The sequence below is a fragment of the Actinoplanes octamycinicus genome (assembly GCF_014205225.1).
GTDB classification, from domain to species: Bacteria; Actinomycetota; Actinomycetes; order Mycobacteriales; family Micromonosporaceae; genus Actinoplanes; species Actinoplanes octamycinicus.
Genome location: NZ_JACHNB010000001.1, coordinates 8,883,075 through 8,902,260 on the forward strand (window position 1 = coordinate 8,883,075; position 19,186 = coordinate 8,902,260).

A 19,186-nucleotide genomic window follows, 5' to 3' on the forward strand; every position below is an offset into this window, starting at 1 on the left:
GGCTCAGGCGGCGACCCGCTGTTCGGCGGCGAGCCGGGCGGTCAGCGCGGCGGCGCTCACCGGGCGGCCCAGGTGGTATCCCTGGCCGACCGTGTAACCGAGCCGGCGCAGGCGGTCGGCCTGCTCCTGGTTCTCGATGCCCTCCGCCACGGTGGCCAGGCCGAGCGCGTCGGCGAGCTGGACCACCGCCCGGGCCACCGCCTGCCGGGCGCCGGCCGCGGCGCTGCCCTCCTCGTCCAGCTCGATGTTGTCGACGAACGACTTGTCCAGCTTGACGACCGCGGCCGGGAAGGCGCGCAGCAGGCTGAGCGACGACTCGCCGGTGCCGAAGTCGTCCAGGGCCAGCCGCACCCCCATGTCGTGCAGTTCGTGCAGCACCTTGAGCACCTGGTGGCCGCGCAGCACCGCGGACTCGGTCAGCTCCAGGACCAGCCGGTCGGCGGGCAGGCCGCTGTCGGCGAGCGCGCCCCGTACGTCGGCGACGAAGTCCGGGTCGTGCAGCTGGCGGACCGAGACGTTGGGCCCCACCTTCTCCAGCACGTCCGGGCCGAACTCGGCGGTCCAGGCGGCCGCCTGCCGGCAGGTCTCGCGCAGCACCCAGCGGCCGAGCGGCACGATCAGGCCGGTGCGCTCGGCGGCCGGGATGAACTCGGCCGGCGACACCGTGCCGCGCTCCGGGTGGATCCACCGGACCAGCGCCTCCACGCCGATCGTCCGGCCGTCGACCAGGCTCACGATCGGCTGGTAGACCAGGGCGAACTCGCCGGCGTCCAGCGCCCGGCGCAGCTCGCCGCCGAGCTGGGCGTCCGCCTGGGCGGGCTTCTCCATGCCGGCCGCGTAACGCACCCAGTTGGCCTTGCCGCGCTGCTTGGCGGCGTACATCGCGGCGTCCGCGTCGCGCAGCAGGTGGCTGGCCGGGGTGCCGGCCGGCGCCGAGGCGATGCCGGCGCTGGCGTGCACCAGCAGCCGGTGCGCGCTGATCGGCGCACTGATCGCCGTCATGATCCGGTCGGCCACCGCGGTGTCCCGGCCGGGCGTGGTGACCAGCACGGCGAACTCGTCGCCGGCCAGCCGGGCCGGCACGCCGTCGTCGCCGGTCGCGGCCCGCAGCGCGTCCGCGAAGGCGACCAGCAGCTCGTCGCCGACGTCGTGGCCGAGCGAGTCGTTGACCGTGTTGAAGTCGTCCAGGTCGACCAGCAGCACGGTGGCGCCGGCGTCGGCCAGGGCGGCGTCCAGCCGCTCCCGGAGCAGGACCCGGTTGCCGAGGCCGGTCAGCGCGTCGTGGGTGGCCTCGTACTGGAAGCGGGCCTCCGAGGCGGCACGTTCGCGCAGCAGCCGGGCGTTGTCCCGGTTGACCACCCACTGGCGGACCGAGACCAGCGCGGTGACGGCGGCGGCCGCGCCGACCACCAGGCGGACCTCCCCGATCCCGTCGCCCAGGGCCGGCGCGCGGAACAGCACGTCGGCGAGCGGGATGTCGACCGCCGCCACGGCCAGGTAGGGCAGCCAGACGTTGCCGCGCCGCGGCTGCCGGCCGTCCGCGACCCGCTGCCGGTACGCCGCGACGGTGATCAGCAGCGGGATCAGCGGCAGGCAGATGGTCTGACCGGGCAGGATCCCGTCGTACCCGAACATGCCGTCGAGCAACGCCACCGCGCCGACCGCCAGGCCGGTCATCGCGACGACGCGGACCGCCAGCCGGTCGACCGGGCCGCCGACGATGTAGGACACCTTGGTGATCGCCCCGGCCGCGAACGCGAACGTCAGGATCAGGATCGCCAGCCCGGCGCCGGACCACTGCTGCTCCGCGGTGAACAACGGGAGCAGGCCGAAGTGCCAGAGGATCACGGCACAGCCGAGGAACGCGATGCTGCGGTCGAGCCACTGCCGGAACCGTCCGTAGCGGCTGGTCACGCCGACCGGGACCCGGCCCATCCCCCAGATCGAGACGAGCAGGCCGGCGCCGGCGAACACGGCGCCCAGCACCGGCATGGACGGCAGCTCCGGCGCCGAGACGAAGGCCTGCGCCGCGAGCACCCCGAATCCCACCGCCACCAGCAGGCAGCCGATCTCCAGCGCGGTCCAGAACCGCCGGCCGACCGGGGCCGGTGACGTCTCCCGGCGCAGGGCGCGCACGGCCAGGGCGGCGACGACCGAGCTGACCGGCATGGCCAGGTAGCCGAGGGCGACCGTGCCCCGGCCGGTCGCCATCCACCAGCCGTACCAGCCCGTGCTGAGCAGGGCGAGGGCGACGGTCACCCGAACATAGCGGGCCGGCCCGGTCATCGGGTGAACTCCCGGGAGCGCTGCTTGTCGGCGTACATCCGCAGGTCGGCGAGGTGCAGCAGGTTGTCCGGCTGGTCCGCCGGGCCGGCCGCGACGCCGACGCTGGCGCCCACCGTCAGGTTCTGCCCGCCGATCTCGGCGGGCACGGCGAGCGCGGCCCGCAGCCGGCCGGCGATCCGGTCGGCCTCGGCGGCGCCCGCCCCGACCAGCACGGCGAACTCGTCGCCGCCGAGCCGGGCGGCCAGGTCCCCGGCGCCGGTGCAGGCCAGCAGCAGCCCGGCCACGTGGCGCAGCACCGCGTCGCCGGTGGCGTGGCCGTACGTATCGTTGATCTGCTTGAAGCCGTTGAGGTCGACGAGCAGCACCGCGACCTCGGCGGTCCCGGCCGCGACCACCCGGTCGGTGAACAGCCGGCGGTTGGCCAGCCCGGTCAGCGCGTCGTGCCCGGCCTGGAAGCGCAGCCGCTCGCGCAGCTCCCGCTCCTCGGTGACGTCCCGGGCGTTGATCACGATGCCGCCGATCCCGGGCTCCTCGACCAGGTTGACCGCGACCGCGGAGAGCCAGCGCCAGCTGTCGTCCTCGTGCTGCACCCGCATCTCGATGTGCCGCTTCGCGCCCGGGGTGGCGAACACCTCGGCGAGCTCGGCCTCGATCCGCGGCGCGTCGCCGGGGTGCATCAGGTTCAGCAGGTGCTGCCCCACGTAGTCGTGCAGCGAGCCGCCGATGATCCGCTCCACCGCCGGATTGAGGTACTTGACCACGCCGTCGGTCCGGACGATCGCGGTGATCTCGGAGGCGTGCCGGAGCAGCGCCTCCTGCCGGCGCCCCCGGCGGCGGATCTCGGCCAGGCTCTCGTCGAGCCGGTCGAGCAGGCCGTTGTTCTCGGACAGCGCGAGCATCTGCCGGACCACGACCAGGGCGACGTTGACCAGCAGGCCGGCCAGCGCGCCCCAGGCGGACAGCCCGAGCCCCTGGGTGAGCAGCGCGACCACCAGACCGGCCGCGCAGAGCACGGTGCCGAGGTACGGCAGCGCGCTGTACCGCCGCCCGGTGCGCTCGTCCCGCCGGAGCCGGTCGCCCAGCCCGGCCCGGACGTGCAACACCTGGATGCGCGGTGCCACCACGGTCAGCAGGCACGGCACGAGCACCAGCAGCGACGGGTAGACGAGGCCGTCGATCCCGTCGGTGGGCAGCAGCGCGTTGCCGATCGCCTGGATCCCGGTGGAGACGATGATCGGTATCGCGGCCGGCATGCTGATCGGGCTGGACCCGCTCAGGCCGAGCTTGACCGCCAGGAAGCCGCCGCAGAGCAGCACGCCGCAGCCGAAGAACGCGGAGAGGTAGCCGGCCGGGCCGGCGTGCGCCATCCCGGACCGGGTCAGCAGGCACCAGATCAGCACGCCGACCGCGGTGTTCACGATCCCCGCGTCGAGCAGCAGCCGGATCCGGGTGCCGCGCGACCACATCTGGCTCGGATGGAACAGCGCGACCACGCCGACCAGGACCACTCCGAGCACGCCGAGCAGGCTCTGCAGCGGGAAGAAGACGAACTTGTCCTGCTCCGGGTGGGCCAGCACGTACACCAGCTGGCTGGTGTCACCGATCGCGAAGAACAGCCCGGCGGCGCCCAGCGCGATCCAGAACCGGCGGGCCGGCCGGGTCAGTCCGGGCAACCGCCACGCCTGCCGGGACAGCGCGATCAGCATCAGGTCGCTGAGCGGCGCGACCACCCAGCAGAGCACCATCTTCTGCCACGCGGTGCCCAGGTCGAGCGCGAAGAAGCTGAGCACGGCGGCGCAGACCATCGCGTACGGGACCAGCACCCGGTCACGCATGAGCATCCGCACCTCCCCGTGTCCGGCTCCGGATCCGTCCCTGCATCGATCGGCGGAGTGACCCACGCGATTAGTCTTTCCGCCCTCCGGTGTTCGCCCGGCGGACATTCATCACCACTGTGATTCACAGTCATGAATCTGATGACCAGGGGTGCGGTGGCCGGGCTGGTGCTGGCCGGGATGATGGTGACGCCGGCCCGGGCCGCGGTGAGCGACGCCGACCTGGCGCTGCGCTGGGCGCCGATCCACTACCAGGACGTGGACGCGACCGGGACGCACGCGCTCGCCGGCAAGGCCGACTACCTCGCCCGGTACGACTTCGACGGCGACCTGGACGGCCGGAACAACTGGGACCACGCCGGGCAGGACGTCACCGCGCACGTCTACTACTCGGTGGTCGAGACCTCGACGCACTGGTACCTGACGTACTTCTTCTTCCACCCGCGGGACTGGGTGGACCACCCGTTCTTCGAGACCGAGCACGAGAACGACGGGGAAGGGCTGCTGGAGGTGGTGGAGAAGGACGGTTCGGCGTACGGCAGACTGCGCGCCGCGGTGACCGTCGCGCACACCGACTTCTTCTCCTACACGCCGTCCGGCAGCACCTGGACCGGTGGCGGCGAGTCGGTGGACGGGACGCTGCAGCTGCAGACGTCGCCGCACGACGCGTTCCAGCACCCGGTGACCGCGCAGGAGGCGCAGGGGCACGGGCTGAAGGCGTATCCGCAGTACACGATCAACGGGGACGGGATCGTCTACTACCCGTCGACGGTGGCCGAGGCGCCGTCCTCGACCGACGACCGGGACGTCCGGTACCGACTGGTCGACATCTTCGCGTCCGGCGGATTGTGGGCGCAACGGAACAACGCCGAGTTGTTCGCCTCGCTCGGCACGTTCGCCGGGGACACCACCGGCGGGTGCGGGACCGGGACGTACAGCTGCGGCACCAACTCGGCGAACGCGCCGTGGGGCTGGGACGACGGCAACGACGTGCCGGCCCGCGGGGAGCTGGCCACCGACCCGGCGAAGCTGGCCGCGGCCTACTTCACCGTGCCGGGGTCACTGTCCCGGACGTACACCCGGAACGGATACGCGGTAGCGGCGGCCGCGCTGCGCGCGGCCGCCGCTGACCTTCCGCGGACGGTCGACTGATCAGGCCTCCGGCGCCGACGTCTCCTCCGGCGCGGACGGGGCCTCCGGCGCGGACGGGGCCTCCGGGGCCGAGGTCTCCTCCGGCGCGGAGGAGGCCTCCGGCGCCGGCGTCTCCGACGGGTCGCTCACCGACGGCGACGGCGACGCCGTGGGCGACGACGCCGACGGGGTGGGCGTGGGCGACACCGAGGTCGACGGGGCCGGGGCGGGCTTGACCGCCTTGCCCCGCGCCTCGACCTTGGTCGCGGTGTAGACCGCGTCTACCCGGGTGCCGGTCAGCGTGATCGAGTGGCCGGCGGCCAGCGCGGCGACCGTGACCTTCTTGCCGTTGAGCAGGACCCGGGCGGTGGCCGGCACCGCGATGGTGACGGTCTTGCCCTTGACGTCCTTGGTGCCGCCCTTGACGGCGACGGTGACCGACGTGGCGTCGGCCTTGGTGACCTTGCCGGAGGCCGTGAAGGCCACCTTGACCTTCTTGACCGGGGTCTTCTTGACCGGCGCCGGGCTCGGGGTCGGCTTGACCGGGGCCGGGCTGGGGGCCGGTCCCTTCGGGTCCGAGCCCTTCTTGTCCGAGTCGTCCTTGTCGGATCCGTGCTTGTCCGAGCCACCCTTGTCCGAGCCGTGCTTGTCCGAGGCGGGCGACGAGCCCGGCTTGGCGGCGTTCGCGGCCACGCCGGTGGACACGACGGGAAGCGTGACGGCCGCGGACATGGCGACGGCGACGGCGATACGGCGCATGCGCATTTCGGGGAGCTCCTCACCGGTGTTTCTTGGGGAGCTCTAGATTCGGCCGCCACGGTTACCGTCCGGGGTCGTCACCGGGTGCAGATGGGTTGCCGGTTGACACGCGGGCCCGGACTGGGCGAATGTTCCGGCATGCACGAAGTTTGGCCGGCGCCGGGTGCCCTGCTGGTCTCGCGGTACCGGCTTGTCTCCCTGCTGGAGACCGGCGGGATGGCGCAGGTCTGGCGGGCCACCGACGAGCTGCTCGATCGCCCGGTCGCGGTCAAATTGCCGGCCGGTGACATCCGCGCCGCGCACCTGGCCTGGCGGGAGGCCCGGCTGGCGGCGCGCCTGTCGCATCCCGGCATCGCCGCCGTGCACGACTACCGGGAGGCGGTCCGGCCGGACGGCTCGGTGGTGCCGTTCGTGGTGATGGAGCTGCTCGCCGGCGAGACCGTGGCGGCCCGGCTCTGCGACGGCCCGGTGCCGTGGCCGGCCGCCGCCGCGGTGGGCGCCGCGGTCGCCGGGGCGCTCGCCGCCGCGCACGCCGCCGGCGTGGTGCACCGGGACATCAAGCCGGGCAACGTGATGCTCTGCGAGGGCGGGGTGAAGCTGCTCGACTTCGGGATCAGCGCGACCGCCGGCGAGCCGGACGACGACGACACCGGGGCCACCTTCGGCACCCCGGCGTACGCCGCTCCGGAGCGGCTGGACGGCAAGCCCGCCGAGCCGGCCACCGACCTGTACGGGCTCGGCGTGCTGCTCTTCGAGATGGTCGCCGGCGAGCCGCCGTACAGTGTGGACACCTGGGAGGAGCTGGCGGTCGCCCGGCAGTCCGGCCCGGCCCGGCTGCCCGAGGGCCTGCCCGAGCCGCTGGTCGACCTGATCCGCCGCTGCCTGGACGACGACCCGGACCGCCGGCCGTCCGCCGCCGAGGCGTGGAAGGTGCTCGCCGAGCTGGCCCCGACCCAGGACAAGAAGGCGCCGACCATCCCGCTGCCCGGCGCCCGCCCCACCGGGCACGCCCGGGTGCCGACCGTCGGCCTGCACGGCCGGGTCACCCGGGGCCGCAAGATCGCCGTGGGCGCCGCGCTGGGCGCCACCGCGGTCGCCTTCCTGGCCCTGGTCCACGTGGTCTCCCAGTCCGGCGAGGACCTCGCCGAGCCGCCCGCGCCGATCCCGCCGTCGGTCGCCCCGTCGTCCACCGCGCCGGCCGCGCGCCCCTCCACGGCGCCGACGACCGAGCCGACGGAGGAACCCACCACCGAGGCCACCACGCTGACCGTGGACGACGCGCTGGGCCGGGTGACCGCCGCGGTCGAGCGGGGCGAGCGGGCCGGCGACATCCGGCCGGACGTGGCGCAGGACTTCCGGAACATCCTCGGGCAGCTGGCCACCCAGGACGACCCGGACATCCAGGGACAGGTGTCGCTGCTGCGCAAGAAGGTGCGGCAGCGGCTCGGCGAGGGCGGCCTCACCGCCGGCCAGGCCGCGGTGCTCCAGGACCGCCTGACCGATCTCGGCCGGGCGGGGGCCTAGGGCTGACTCAGGCGGAGCCGCGCAGGATCAGCCGGGTCGGCATCACCGTCTCGTGCTCGGTCGGCTCGTCGCCGTCCAGTTTCGCCAGCAGCAGCCGGACCATCTCCTGGCCCATCTGCTCGACCGGCTGGAAGACGCTGGTCAGCGGCGGGTCGGTGTGCCGGGCGATGACCGAGTCGTCGAAGCCGACCACCGCCACGTCCTCGGGCACCCGGCGACCGGCCCGGCGCAGCACCCGCAGCGCCCCGGCCGCCATCATGTCCGACGCCGCGAACACCGCGTCCAGCTGCGGATAGTTGGTGAGCAGCCACTCCATCGCCATCGCGCCGCTGATCTCGCCGAAGTCGCCGGCCGCGGCCGGGCCGTCCCCGACCACGTCGCGGTAGCCCTGGTACCGCGCCACGCCGGGCGCGGTGTCCATCGGGCCGGTGATCGTCGCGATGCAGCGCCGGCCCTGCTCCTGCAGGTAGCTGACCGCGGACCGGGCGCCGCCGCGGTTGTCCGCGTCGACGAAGCTGACCGGGCCCGGGTGCGCCGGCCGGCCGGCCCGGACCGTGGGCAGGCCGCGCTCCTCCAGGACCGCCGGCAGCGGGTCGTCGCCGTGCACCGAGAGCAGCAGCGCGCCGTCCACGTGCTGGCGGGTCAGGTAGCCCTCCAGCTGGCGGCGCTCCTCCGGGGCCTGCGCGATCATCAGCACCATCTGCAGGTTGCGCGCGACCAGCACGGACGACACCGACTGGACGATCCGGCCGAAGAACGGCTCGGCGAAGAAACGCTCCCCGGACTCGAAGACCACGAGCGCGATCGAATCGGTTCGCTGGGTGACCAGAGCCCGCGCGGCGCGGTTCGGCACGTACCCCAGCTCGTCGATCGCGTCCTGGACCGCTTTGCGGGCCTTCGGACTGACCTGTGCCGAACCGTTCACCACCCGGGACACCGTCCCCCGGCCGACACCGGCGCGGGACGCGACCTCCTCCAAGGTCGGCCGCCCGGCCGAGCGGTTGCTGTGATCCCTCATCGCCAGCCGTCCTTTCCACGAAACCGGCTGGAGACAAGGTACAACCGCTACACCGCCGGGCCGATGATTCTAGTGGTCGACTTTCGGACCACGGGAGCGCTCTCGGTCTCCGGTGGCGGAATCCTTGCGGTCGCGGTCGCGACCGCCACTTCCGGGTACGCCCCCGCGACCGGCACAGTGGTGGTCATGCGGGGACATACAGTGGCAATGCTTCTCCTTCCGCGGACCGCGCCCCTGGACGTCGGGATCCCGGCGCAGGTCTTCGCGCCCCGGCACGGGCTTAACTACCGCGCGGTCCCGTGCGCGGTGCAACCCGGCGTCCAGCCCGGGCGGGACGGCCTCAGCTTCCACGTCGAAGCCGGGCTGGAAGCCGTCGAGCAGGCGGACACCGTCATCGTGCCCGGCTTCACCGACCCGACCGGCCCGATCGACCCCCGGGTGCTCGAGGCGCTGCGCGACGCGGCCTTCCGCGGCGCCCGGGTGGTCTCCATCTGCACCGGCGCGTTCGCGCTGGCCGCGGCCGGTCTGCTGGACGGCAGACGGGCCACCACGCACTGGCTGCAGGCGGCCACCCTGGCCCGGATGTACCCGAAGGTGACCGTCGACGGGCGGGTGCTCTTCGTCGACGAGGGACAGATCCTGACCTCCGCCGGGGTGGCCGCCGGCATCGACGTCTGCCTGCACCTGATCCGGCGCGACCACGGCGTGCAGGCCTCCAACGCGATCGCCCGGGTGATGGTGGCCGCGCCGTACCGCAGCGGCGGCCAGTCGCAGTACGTGCCGCGCAGCATCCCGGAACCGCTCAGCGACGTCTTCGCGGCGACCCGGGAGTGGGCCTTGGCCCATCTGGAGGAGCCGCTCACCGTCGCCTCGATGGCCCGGCACGCCGGGGTGTCGGCGCGCACCTTCGGCCGCCGGTTCGTCGAGGACACCGGGTACACGCCGATGCAGTGGGTGCTGCGGGCCCGCGTCGACCTGGCCCGGGAGCTGCTGGAACGGACCGATCTCGGGGTCGACCAGATCGCCGCCCGGGTCGGGGTGGGCACCGGCGCCAACCTGCGCATGCACTTCCAGCGGATCCTCGGCACGTCGCCCAGCGAGTACCGGAAGACCTTTGGCGGCAACCTTGCGTAGCGTGGCGTTCCGCCACCTGATCATTCCCCGCTGAGAACGCGACGCTGGGGACATGACAACTCCAGTCGGTACCACACGAGTCGGCATCAACGGTTTCGGACGCATCGGCCGCAACGTCCTGCGGGCGGCCGCCGGGAGCGACGTGGAGATCGTCGCGATCAACGACCTCACCGACCCGGGCACGCTCGCCCACCTGCTGCGCTACGACAGCTCGCTGGGCCGCTTCGACGGCGTCGTCGAGGCGCACGCGGACCACCTGATCGTGGACGGCCGGCGGATCGAGGTGACCGGCGTGCGCACCCCGGCCGACCTGCCGTGGAAGGACCTCGGCGTGGACGTCGCGCTGGAGTCGACCGGTCGCTTCACCGCCGCCGCCGACGCCCGCGCGCACCTCGCCGCCGGCGCCCGCAAGGTGCTGGTCAGCGCCCCGTCCAAGGGGGCCGACCTGACCCTGGCGTACGGGCTCAACCACGGCGACTACGACCCGGCCGCGCACGACGTGGTCTCGAACGCCTCGTGCACCACCAACGGCCTGGCCCCGATCGCCTCGGTCCTGGACGACCTGGCCACCATCGAGACCGGCTCGATGACCACCATCCACGCCTACACCCAGGAGCAGAACCTCCAGGACGGCCCGCACCGCGACCTGCGCCGGGCCCGCGCCGCCGCGCTGAACATCGCGCCGACCACCACCGGCGCCGCCACCGCGATCGGCCTGGTGCTGCCCCGCCTGGCCGGCAAGCTCACCGGATACTCGGTCCGGGTCCCGGTCCCGGTCGGCTCGCTGGTCGAACTGAACGCCGTGGTCGAACGCCCGGTCACCGCCGAGGAGATCAACAGCGCGTTCGAGGCGGCCGCGGCCGGCCCGCTGCGCGGCGTCCTGGAGTACTCGACGGACCCGCTGGTCTCCACCGACATCACCGGCAACCCGGCGTCGTCGATCTTCGACTCGCTGCTGACCACGGCGAACGGGCGTCTGGTCAAGGTGGTCGCCTGGTACGACAACGAGTGGGGCTTCGCCAACCGCGTGGTCGACACGCTCACCCTGCTGGGCCGCTGACCGGTTCCGGCCGCGGCCGGCGCGTGTCCTGCGTCTCCCCGAGCGGACCCGCACGACACGCGCCACGGTCGTGCGCGGGCCGCGACCTCGCGGGCCGGCTCGCACAGCGCCCCCGGTCGTACCGGAAAAGGATCCGCACCGGTCTCAGCGGCATCGCGGCAGCGAGCGGGTCCTCGACGAGGGCAGCTGGGACCGGGGCGTGACGCGGGGCGGGTTTTCTCTATGCTGTGCGGATGGCGGTCACCCTGGCAGATGTCGCCCGGCTGGCCCGGGTCTCCCCCGCCACCGTGTCGCGCGTGATCAACGACAGCGCCAAGAAGGTCGCTCCCGAGCTGCGCGAGCGGGTCCTGGCCGCGGTCGCCGAGCTGCACTACGTGCCGAACGCGCATGCGCAGAACGTCGCCCGCCCCCGCAAGTCCGCGGTCGGAGTGATCGTGCACGACGTGTCCGACCCGTACTTCGCCGAGATCACCCGGGGGCTGCAGCGGCAGGCCGCGGCGCACGACCGGCTGCTGGTGATCTGCAACAGCTACCGGGAGCCGGAGCGCGAGCTGGCGTACGTCGCGCTGCTGCGCGCCCAGCAGGTGCACGCGCTGATCCTGGCCGGGTCGGGCTACCACGACGACGAGTTCACCGCCCGGCTCAACGGCGAGCTGAACGCGTACCAGCAGGCCGGCGGCCGGGTCGCGGTGATCGGCCGGCACGAGCTGGTCGGCAGCGCGGTGCTGCCGGCCAACGAGTCCGGCGCCTACCAGCTGGCCTGCCGGGTGCTGAGCCTCGGCCACCGGCGGGTCGGGGTGATCGCCGGGCCGCGCACCCTGACCACCACCACCGACCGGCTCTCCGGGGTCCGCCGGGCCGCCGCCGAGCTGGGCGTGCCGCTGCCCGCCGAGCAGATCGTCCACGCCGACTTCACCCGGGACGGCGGCGCCGCGGCGGCCGCCGAGCTGCTCGACGCCAACCCTGGCCTGACCGCCGTCCTGGCGCTGAACGACTCGATGGCGGTGGGCACCCTGGCCACCCTGCGCGAGCGCGGCGTCGCGGTGCCGGAGCAGATCTCGGTGACCGGTTTCGACGACATGCCGATCGCCCGGGACGTGACCCCGGCGCTGACCACGGTCAAGCTGCCGCTGGTCGACATGGGCGACCGGGCGATGGCGCTGGCCCTCGGCGACGACCCCGGCCCGGTCTCCGAGCCCGCCCACGCCGAGGTCGTCTGGCGCTCCAGCTGCGCCGCCCCGTCCTAGGCCGGGCTGGGCCCCACGGGTGTCTCGACGCCCGTGAGACACCCGTGACGCCCAGCCGGGCAAGCTGTCAGTCGAGGAGCCAGCTGGTCAGCGCCTGGCCGTACGACGTGGCCGCCAGCAGGAGCAGCCCCAGCCAGATCGCGCTGAGCAGCGCGAGACCCACCGTGCTCCGCCGATCCCCGGAGCGGACCGCGGGCACCAGCGTCGCCAGACCGAAAAGGAGCATCGCGATCCCGAGCGGATAGATCAGCCAGGCGATCAGCCGGCACGCCCCGACGATCCAGACCAGCGGATTCCACAGCGAGTCCGGCCCGATCGCCATCGAGGCCTTCGGGTCGTCGAGCCGCTCCAGGCCGGGGTCCAGGACCGCCCCGAGGTCGTCCGCGCGCACGGCCGCCATGATCAAGATCCCGAAACTACCGATCAGGTACGCCACCAGCAGCCCCAGCTGCACCCCGACAACCGCCCGCCCGGTGGTGGAGACCCGGCGCTCCCGATCGACATCAGTCACCCCGGCAATCTACCCGCCGTCCGGCAACCTGGCTGGCTCCGCCAGCGGCACCCCGGGCAGCCCCGGCGCCCCGCCGAGACAGTCCAGCAGCTGATCCCGCCGCCGGGCCGCACCGGCGAAGTCGGCGAGAGCGGCGGCCGCGTCCGCCCGGTCCAGGAAGAGTGACCACTTCTCCGGGTCCCCGGCGATCGCCCGGGCCAGGTGACCCACCACAGTGGGACAGCACTCGGGCCAGGGCCAGATCGGCGGAGGCCGGCACGGCAGTCAGGCTGGTCGAGGGGCGATGGCCGTACCGCAAACGCCGAAGCGGCCCGGAGGGTGCCGGACCGCTTCGGTGGGGCGTGCCTCAGGCCGGGGTGGTCTCCGCGGCCTGGTCCTCGATGATCGCCTTGATCCGGTCGGCGCGGGCCGGGCTCTTGACACCGGTCACCGCGGTCACCCGGTAGCGGGTCAGCTTGCCGGTGGTGCGCAGGTGCTCGTGCAGCTGGGCGCCGAACTGCTCGACGATCTCCTCGTCGCTCGGGCCGCGGCCGCCCTGCGGGCGGGGCAGCAGGTGCTGCCACGGCTGGTCGCCGCCGGTCGGCTGGCCGCCGAGCGCGGAGAGGTAGTCGTTGACGAACTCGCGGATCGTCTCGTCGTCGAGCCGCGGCACACTCGGCGCGAGCAGCACGGCCAGCTCGCGCGGGTCGGTGACGTCGCTGCTCTCCATCTCCTCGATCAGCGCGGCGCGCAGCTCCTCGATCGCCGCCATCCAGGCCGGCGAGCCGACCGGCGCGGTGACCGGCTCGGGGAGCAGGTCACGCCACGGGTAGGCGGCGTCGCCGGGCTCGCCGTTCATCTCCCGGACGTAGTCGTTGACGAACGAGCGGACCACGCCCTCGCCCAGGTCCGGCACCCGCGGCGCGAGCGAGCGGACCAGCTCGGCGACCCGGGTGTAGGTCATCTCGGACAGGTTGTCGGCGGTGATCTCGGCGGCGACCAGGCGGCTCAGGCGCTCGACGGCGAGCCGCCACCACGGGGAGCCGACGATGTTGACGGCGCGCTGGGCGCCGGTCGGGGTGGCCGCCCACGACGGCAGGTTGCCGCCACCGTTGGTGCCCGTGCCGTTGGTGCCGTTGGCCCCGTTGCCGTTGGTGCCGTTGCCGTTGGCTCCGGTGCCGTTCGTGGCCGTGGCCTGCGGGACCGGGGTCGTGGCGAGGAACGGACGCGGCGCGGCGACGGCCGGGATCGAGCCGAGCACCGCGGGCACCGCCCCGGGCACGGTGTCCTCGTCCGCCCGGCGCGGCGCCGGGACCGGAGCGGCCGCGACCGGGCCGCTCGCCGGGACTTCCGCCCGGTCGGACCCGGCCCGCTCGGCGGCCCGGGCCGGCGCCGGCATGCCGAGCATCTCCTCCGGGGTCACCGCCGCGGCCAGCCGCTCCCCCAGCGTCGCCGTCTCCGCGGTCGAGTTCACCAGCGCGGCCAGTTTCGCCACCGTGGGGCGGACCGGCGCGTCCTCGACGGCCTGCGACGGCGGCACGAACTGCACCGGCGGCGCGGTCCGGACCGGCGCCGTCACCGGCTCCTCGGCGGGAGCCGGCAGGACGGCCGTCACCGGCGCCGCGACCACCGGGGCCGCCGGGCGCGCGTCCGCCGGGATCAGCAGGTCCATCACCCGCTGGATCCGGGCCAGCTGCCCGATCACGTCGTCGACCACCGGCTCGCCGGCGGTCCGGGCGTCCTTGAGCAGCCGGTTGCGCCACCACGACTTCGGCCAGCGCGCCGAGCTGACCCGGTGGTGGTTCACCACCATCCGGCGCACCTGCCGCTCGGAGGCCATCCGGGCCAGGTCCGGGTCGTCGTCCGGGATCAGCCAGCCCCAGCGCTCGGCGAGCCGCCGCGGGCTGTAGGCGAACCGGCCGCGCCGGACCCGCTGCCCGGCCGCGGTCAGCGCCGCCCACCACATCAGGAAGATCACGCAGGGCACCGCGAGCCGGAGCAGTTTCTCGGTGCCGGTGACCGCGTTGCTGGCCACGATGATGCCGGAGACGGCCGCGATGAGCGCCGCGATCCACAGCATCGGACCGGGGTGACCGGGCGTCTCGATCTTGCCGTCCGGGCCGTAGACCGTGGTGTTCCGGTACTGCTCGGCTGCCAGGGAGGTGGCGGTCAGGAAGCAGATCTCGAAGACCGCGAAGACCAGGACGGCGAACACCTTGGGCAGGCGCAGCTGCTCGGTGGCGATCACCCACATGCCCTCGGCGTTGAGCAGCAGCGCCAGGTTCATGCTGAACGACAGCGCGATCGGGCGCAGCGGCTTGCCGGACCGTTTCGCCCAGATCGCGAAGCTGATCAGCAGGACCACGCCGAGCAGGCCGGCGACCAGGGAGACCAGGGCGGCGTAGTCCTGCCAGAGGTTGGCTAACTGATCGTTGAACTGCTTCATGCGGGGAGGCCCTTCATAGGTGCCGGAAGGTACGCGTCGAGTGCGGCCGCGATCAGCGCGGACCGGTTGCCGCCAGTGTGCCGGCCGGCCAGCCCGTCGATCACGGCGAGGTTCTCCGGGTTCGGCCGGATCGAGACCTGCACCTGGTCCTCGAGGTGCTGGCGGCGGCCGGAACGCTGGGCCACGAAAAGACCGTCCACAGGCGTCGGGGCGCCGGTGAGCTCGGCCAGGCGGGGGTGCGTGTCGTTCAACGCGTCGAACACGATCTGGGTGTGTGACCGCCCGGTCGCCGCCGCGTGCGCCCGCAGCCGCGACCGCAGGCTGACCGCGAGATAGACGACCACACTGCTGCCGCTGATCGTGCGCGCACTGCCCGGCACGGCGGTCCTCCTCGTCGTCGCGGCATTCTTACTGGCGCGGATTTCTACCACGTAACCGCCCCGCACACGAAAACGCTCGCGATCACGAGTGCTATCCGACAGCTACCGGTGAGCACCCGCCCGCGCTCCGTATCCCACAGCCAAGATCAACCCCATCTTCGCGTACGACCGGAGCGCGCCGGTCACCGCACAGCGCAGCCCCCGCCGTCCCGAGCCCCGCCGTCCCGAGCCCGCCATCCCCGCCATCCCCGCCATCCCAGCCATCCCAGCCCAGCGCCCACCCTCCCTTGGGGGTAGGCCCCCGCTGCCAGTGTGGCGAAAAAGCCCGCCCTAACGCCGACTGCCTGTGGACAGCCCTCGAATGTGGACAACTCAATCCGACGACGGCCTCCACTGACACCGGCTGCTGGGCGCCGTGCCCGCGGTCCGAGTGCACGCGAGCGGCGCGCGACCCGACGAAGGGCGAGCGACCGCCCGCGACCCCACGAAGGGCGAGCGACGCGCCCGCGACCCCAAGAAGGGCGAGCGACGCGCCGGATTCGAGGCCAAGGCGAGCGGCGAGCCCCCGGCCCGAGGGAAGCGAGCGGCGCGCCGCAGTCTGAAGAAGGACCGGGCGGCGCGGCAAAACCGACAGCAGGCCGCGAGCCGAAGAAGAACTAGACAGCAGGCCACGGCCCGAGGAGAAACCAGACGGCGCGCCACGGCCCGAGGAGAAACCAGACAGCACGCCACGGCCCGAGCAAGAACCAGACAGCACGCCACGGCCCGAGCAAGAACCAGACAGCACGCCACGGCCCGAGCAAGAACCAGACAGCACGCCACGGCCCGAGGAAGAGCCAGACCGCGCGCCGCAGTCCGACATAGAGCCGAGCGGCAAGCCACGACCCGAGCCGAACCAGGCGGCGCGCCGCCACCCCAGAGAAGCAACAGCCTCGCGCGGGGACCCGCACGCCAGCCAACGGAGGCGTACCGAAAACGGTCGAGCACAGCGGACCGCCAACAGTGACCCACCGCCCGCGAGGCGCGCACACCCGGCCGGCCGCACGAAGCCGAGCCAATCCCAGCACACCGAAAAGGGGCCCCGAAGGGCCCCTTCCGCACCTAGGTCGTCACTTGTTGAGCGAGCAGGGAGAAAGGCCCTCGGCGTTCAGATTCGGCTTCGCGGCGGCACGGCCGATCGCGGTCTCCATCCGGTTGATCGTCGCGAAGCGCTTGTCCTGCAGCGGGCCGAGGATCGCGTTCTGGATGAAGTTCGGGCCGCCCTGGCCGACGGTGCTGGCCAGCCGCTTGTTCGCCTCCTGGATCTGGGTCTGCAGCAGCGCCAGGTTCCGATCGATCTCGGCCTGCGCGGACGCCGGGATCGCGACGTTGATCTTCACGTCCGGGCAGTTCACGGTCGGCGCGTTGGCGGCCGCCTCGGCCGGGTCCTGGGCCTGCACCGAGGTCTGCTCGGGCGCCGGGTTGCCGCCGCCGTTCTGGTTGAGCGTGCACGGCGACAGACCTTCGGCGTTCAGGTCCGGCTTGGCCGCGGCCCGGCCGATCGCGGTCTCCATCCGGTTGATGGCCGCGAACCGCTTGCCCTGCAGCGGGCCGAGAATCGCATTCTGAATGAAGTTCGCGCCGCCCTGGCCGACCGTGTCGACGAGCCGCTTGTTGGCTTCCTGGATCTGCGTGTTGAGCAGCGCCAGATTGCGCTCGATCTCGGCCTTGGCGGAGGCCGGAACGGCCGGGAGTTTGTCACCGACAGTCGGGCAGTTCACCGTCGGAACCCCGTTCGCCGCGCCATTGCCATTTCCTGCCGGGGCGCCCGTCGCGGCGGCCACCGCGGTCGGTTCCGGCGCCGCGTTTCCGCCGCCGTTCTGGTTCAGCGCGCACGTGGCGAGCGAGTCGACCGGCAGATTCGGCTTGGCCGCGACGCGTCCGATGGAAATGGCGATCCGGTCGATCGTCGAGGCGCGTTTGTCCTTCAGCGGGCCGAGGATCGCGTTCTGGATGAAGTTGGGGCCGCCCTGCCCGACGCTGCTGGCGAGCCGCTTGTTGGCTTCCTGGATCTGCGTGTTGAGCAGCGCCAGGTTCCGCTCGACCTCGGCCTTGGCCTTGGCCGGGATGGCCGGCAGCTGCGGCGCGACCTGCGGGCAGTTGACCGTGGGCACGGCGTCCGAGGTGGCCGCGTTCGCCACACCGAGGCCCACACCGGCCAGGACCACCGCGACGCCCGCGATGCCGGCGACCCGCCAGCGCCGGACGTTGGATCCTCCCGCGTTACCCCGGTAGCTCCGGTATCGCTTCATCTGTGTTGCCCCTCCGCTCGGACCGTGTTTCTCAATCCGTCCTTACGGGAACGCTCCCAGCGCGGATCGAACTAAAGGAAAACTTAAGGAATCGACCGCTGCGTTCTTAAGGTGCCGCTTATCAAGATCGCCGTTGACCAGCAGCAATTCTCGCGCTTGCAGGACTCTTTCCAGAAAAACCCTTTCCGGTACGACCGGAAGCCGCCACAACCGCACGCGATGGCCCCGTCACTGCCGGTGTTCCCACCGTTTTTCCGGGCCTCGTTGTCCCGATGGTCGTGTGTCAGACTCGGCCACCATGAATCTGCCTCCCGAGGTCCGCGCGCTCACCCGCACCCGTCTCGACGCGAACTCCGCGGACTGGTATCTGGGTCAGGCCCGCCCGTCGATCGGCTACGAGGTGGCCGACGAGGGCTGGAGCGCGGTCGGCGGCGATCCGGCGGTGGCCGCCTTCGAGTGGCCCGCCTATCAGGGCGAGCCGATGCTGATGCTGGCCCAGATCGACTGCGAGGAGGCGGCCGACCTGCTCGGCGCCGACTGGCCGTTCCCGGACAGCGGCCGGCTGCTGTTCTTCCACGACGACGACTTCCGCGCTCCGTGGGGCGGCCCGGACGGCGACGACGGTTGCCGCGTCCTGCACGTCGCCGACACCCCGGTCGCGCCGCTCCCTGCCGGCCGCCGCACCATCGAGGTGCTGCCGCTCGATCCCGTCCCGCAGGCCACCCTGCCGAGCTGGGAGGACGGTATCAACCTGACGGCGCACGTGGCCGATCTCTCGGCGCTGCTCGACCTGCGGGAGGAACTGCGTCCGCTGCTCCCCACGCCGAGCCACCGCCTGCTCGGCCACCACGACAAGCTCGCCACCCCGGTCGACGGCCACCGCCCGCTGCTCCAGATCGAAGCCGTGGAGGGCACCGCCTGGGGCGAGGTGGTGGCCATCACCTTCTGGATCACCGACCCGGACCTGGCGAGCGGCAACCTCGCCAACGTCCGCCGCAGCTACGAGGTCGCCTGACCCGGGCCGGTCAGCGGCGCGCTGATGACGAAGTGGCGGTCGATCGCCGCGGCCAGGGCATCCGCGTGCCCGCCCTGGCCGTTGGCGCGAGCCCAGGCCCGTAGCACGTCCAGGAAGGCGACCAGGTCCCGCTGCAGGCCGAGCAGCAGACGGCGCAGCTCGGCGCCGGTGACGTCGACGTGGTCGCCACGTCCCGGGGCGTCCTGCCAGACCCGTAGGTGCCGGTCGAGGACCTGGACCCGGGGTTCCGGGGAGTGGCCGAGCCACGGGGACTCACCGGCCGCGACCTCTGCCCAGCAACGCCAGTCCTCCAGGCCGGCGCAGCAGCCCGGATGGACCGACATCCCGGTCACCGTGTCGTGCAGGGCGAGACCACCCTGAGCGATCAGCGTCTCGTCGGTCAGGATGGCATCGACTCGTTCGGCGATCGGGTCGTCCGGGTTGATCCCGGCCAGCGCGCCGACGAAGAGTCCGGCGCGGTCGGCCGGGCAGTCGCCGTCCAGGTGGAGCCAGGTGAGGTCGTCCAGCTCGACGACGGCCCGCAGGGTGATCACGCCATCAATCTAGGTC

General features: G+C 72.9%; 16 protein-coding genes. 6 read left to right on the forward strand and 10 right to left on the reverse strand.

The window, feature by feature from the left end:
* Nucleotides 1-3: 3 nt before the first annotated feature.
* On the reverse strand, nucleotides 4-2,286 hold the full coding sequence (locus tag BJY16_RS40205) for a putative bifunctional diguanylate cyclase/phosphodiesterase (protein WP_185044761.1): 2,283 nt from the start codon (nucleotides 2,284-2,286) through the stop codon (nucleotides 4-6).
* Nucleotides 2,283-4,127, reverse strand: a complete 1,845-nt coding sequence (locus tag BJY16_RS40210; RefSeq protein ID WP_185044762.1) for a GGDEF domain-containing protein — start codon at nucleotides 4,125-4,127, stop codon at nucleotides 2,283-2,285. Before BJY16_RS40210 ends, BJY16_RS40205 begins: the two co-directional genes overlap by 4 nt.
* Nucleotides 4,128-4,262: 135 nt before the next feature.
* Between BJY16_RS40210 and BJY16_RS40215 the strand changes: the two genes are divergently transcribed.
* The gene (locus BJY16_RS40215; RefSeq protein ID WP_239176587.1) at nucleotides 4,263-5,273 is read left to right on the forward strand and encodes a hypothetical protein; all 1,011 of its coding nucleotides are present in this window, start codon (nucleotides 4,263-4,265) and stop codon (nucleotides 5,271-5,273) included.
* On the opposite strand, the gene BJY16_RS40220 is transcribed toward BJY16_RS40215, so the two are convergent.
* Complete coding sequence (locus tag BJY16_RS40220; RefSeq protein WP_185044764.1) at nucleotides 5,274-6,017, reverse strand: hypothetical protein; 744 nt, start codon at nucleotides 6,015-6,017, stop codon at nucleotides 5,274-5,276.
* 132 nt (nucleotides 6,018-6,149) lie between these two features.
* Here BJY16_RS40220 and BJY16_RS40225 point away from each other — a divergent pair, with 132 nt between their 5' ends.
* Nucleotides 6,150-7,535: a serine/threonine-protein kinase gene (locus BJY16_RS40225; protein WP_185044765.1), complete on the forward strand. Its 1,386-nt coding sequence runs from the start codon at nucleotides 6,150-6,152 to the stop codon at nucleotides 7,533-7,535.
* A 7-nt stretch (nucleotides 7,536-7,542) separates the two neighbouring features.
* On the opposite strand, the gene BJY16_RS40230 is transcribed toward BJY16_RS40225, so the two are convergent.
* Entirely contained in the window at nucleotides 7,543-8,553 is a 1,011-nt protein-coding gene (locus BJY16_RS40230) for a LacI family DNA-binding transcriptional regulator (protein ID WP_185044766.1), read from the reverse strand.
* Nucleotides 8,554-8,760: 207 nt separating this feature from the next.
* Between BJY16_RS40230 and BJY16_RS40235 the strand changes: the two genes are divergently transcribed.
* The 3 genes from BJY16_RS40235 to BJY16_RS40245 all read left to right on the forward strand — a co-directional run bounded on the left by BJY16_RS40235 (nucleotide 8,761) and on the right by BJY16_RS40245 (nucleotide 11,994).
* Nucleotides 8,761-9,687, forward strand: a complete 927-nt coding sequence (locus BJY16_RS40235; protein ID WP_239176589.1) for a GlxA family transcriptional regulator — start codon at nucleotides 8,761-8,763, stop codon at nucleotides 9,685-9,687.
* Between the two features lie 52 nt (nucleotides 9,688-9,739).
* On the forward strand, nucleotides 9,740-10,747 hold the full coding sequence (gene gap, locus BJY16_RS40240; RefSeq protein ID WP_185044768.1) for a type I glyceraldehyde-3-phosphate dehydrogenase: 1,008 nt from the start codon (nucleotides 9,740-9,742) through the stop codon (nucleotides 10,745-10,747).
* Nucleotides 10,748-10,980: 233 nt separating this feature from the next.
* Nucleotides 10,981-11,994 carry a LacI family DNA-binding transcriptional regulator gene (locus BJY16_RS40245; RefSeq protein WP_185044769.1) on the forward strand — a complete coding sequence of 338 codons (1,014 nt, stop codon included), beginning with the start codon at nucleotides 10,981-10,983 and terminating at the stop codon, nucleotides 11,992-11,994.
* A gap of 67 nt (nucleotides 11,995-12,061) precedes the next feature.
* On the opposite strand, the gene BJY16_RS40250 is transcribed toward BJY16_RS40245, so the two are convergent.
* The 5 genes from BJY16_RS40250 to BJY16_RS40270 all read right to left on the reverse strand — a co-directional run bounded on the left by BJY16_RS40250 (nucleotide 12,062) and on the right by BJY16_RS40270 (nucleotide 17,502).
* Nucleotides 12,062-12,505: a hypothetical protein gene (locus tag BJY16_RS40250; RefSeq protein ID WP_185044770.1), complete on the reverse strand. Its 444-nt coding sequence runs from the start codon at nucleotides 12,503-12,505 to the stop codon at nucleotides 12,062-12,064.
* A 9-nt stretch (nucleotides 12,506-12,514) separates the two neighbouring features.
* Nucleotides 12,515-12,718: a hypothetical protein gene (locus BJY16_RS40255; protein ID WP_185044771.1), complete on the reverse strand. Its 204-nt coding sequence runs from the start codon at nucleotides 12,716-12,718 to the stop codon at nucleotides 12,515-12,517.
* A 133-nt stretch (nucleotides 12,719-12,851) separates the two neighbouring features.
* Entirely contained in the window at nucleotides 12,852-14,930 is a 2,079-nt protein-coding gene (locus BJY16_RS40260) for an MFS transporter (RefSeq protein ID WP_185044772.1), read from the reverse strand.
* Complete coding sequence (locus BJY16_RS40265; protein ID WP_185044773.1) at nucleotides 14,927-15,310, reverse strand: hypothetical protein; 384 nt, start codon at nucleotides 15,308-15,310, stop codon at nucleotides 14,927-14,929. Before BJY16_RS40265 ends, BJY16_RS40260 begins: the two co-directional genes overlap by 4 nt.
* A gap of 1,109 nt (nucleotides 15,311-16,419) precedes the next feature.
* On the reverse strand, nucleotides 16,420-17,502 hold the full coding sequence (locus BJY16_RS40270) for a hypothetical protein (protein WP_311775348.1): 1,083 nt from the start codon (nucleotides 17,500-17,502) through the stop codon (nucleotides 16,420-16,422).
* Nucleotides 17,503-17,899: 397 nt separating this feature from the next.
* Between BJY16_RS40270 and BJY16_RS40275 the strand changes: the two genes are divergently transcribed.
* Entirely contained in the window at nucleotides 17,900-18,616 is a 717-nt protein-coding gene (locus BJY16_RS40275) for a DUF1963 domain-containing protein (protein WP_185044775.1), read from the forward strand.
* Here BJY16_RS40275 and BJY16_RS40280 read toward each other — a convergent pair.
* Nucleotides 18,601-19,170, reverse strand: coding sequence for a hypothetical protein (locus BJY16_RS40280; protein WP_185044776.1), 570 nt, complete (start codon nucleotides 19,168-19,170; stop codon nucleotides 18,601-18,603). The two genes, BJY16_RS40275 and BJY16_RS40280, sit on opposite strands and share 16 nt — an antisense overlap.
* Nucleotides 19,171-19,186 lie beyond the last annotated feature (16 nt).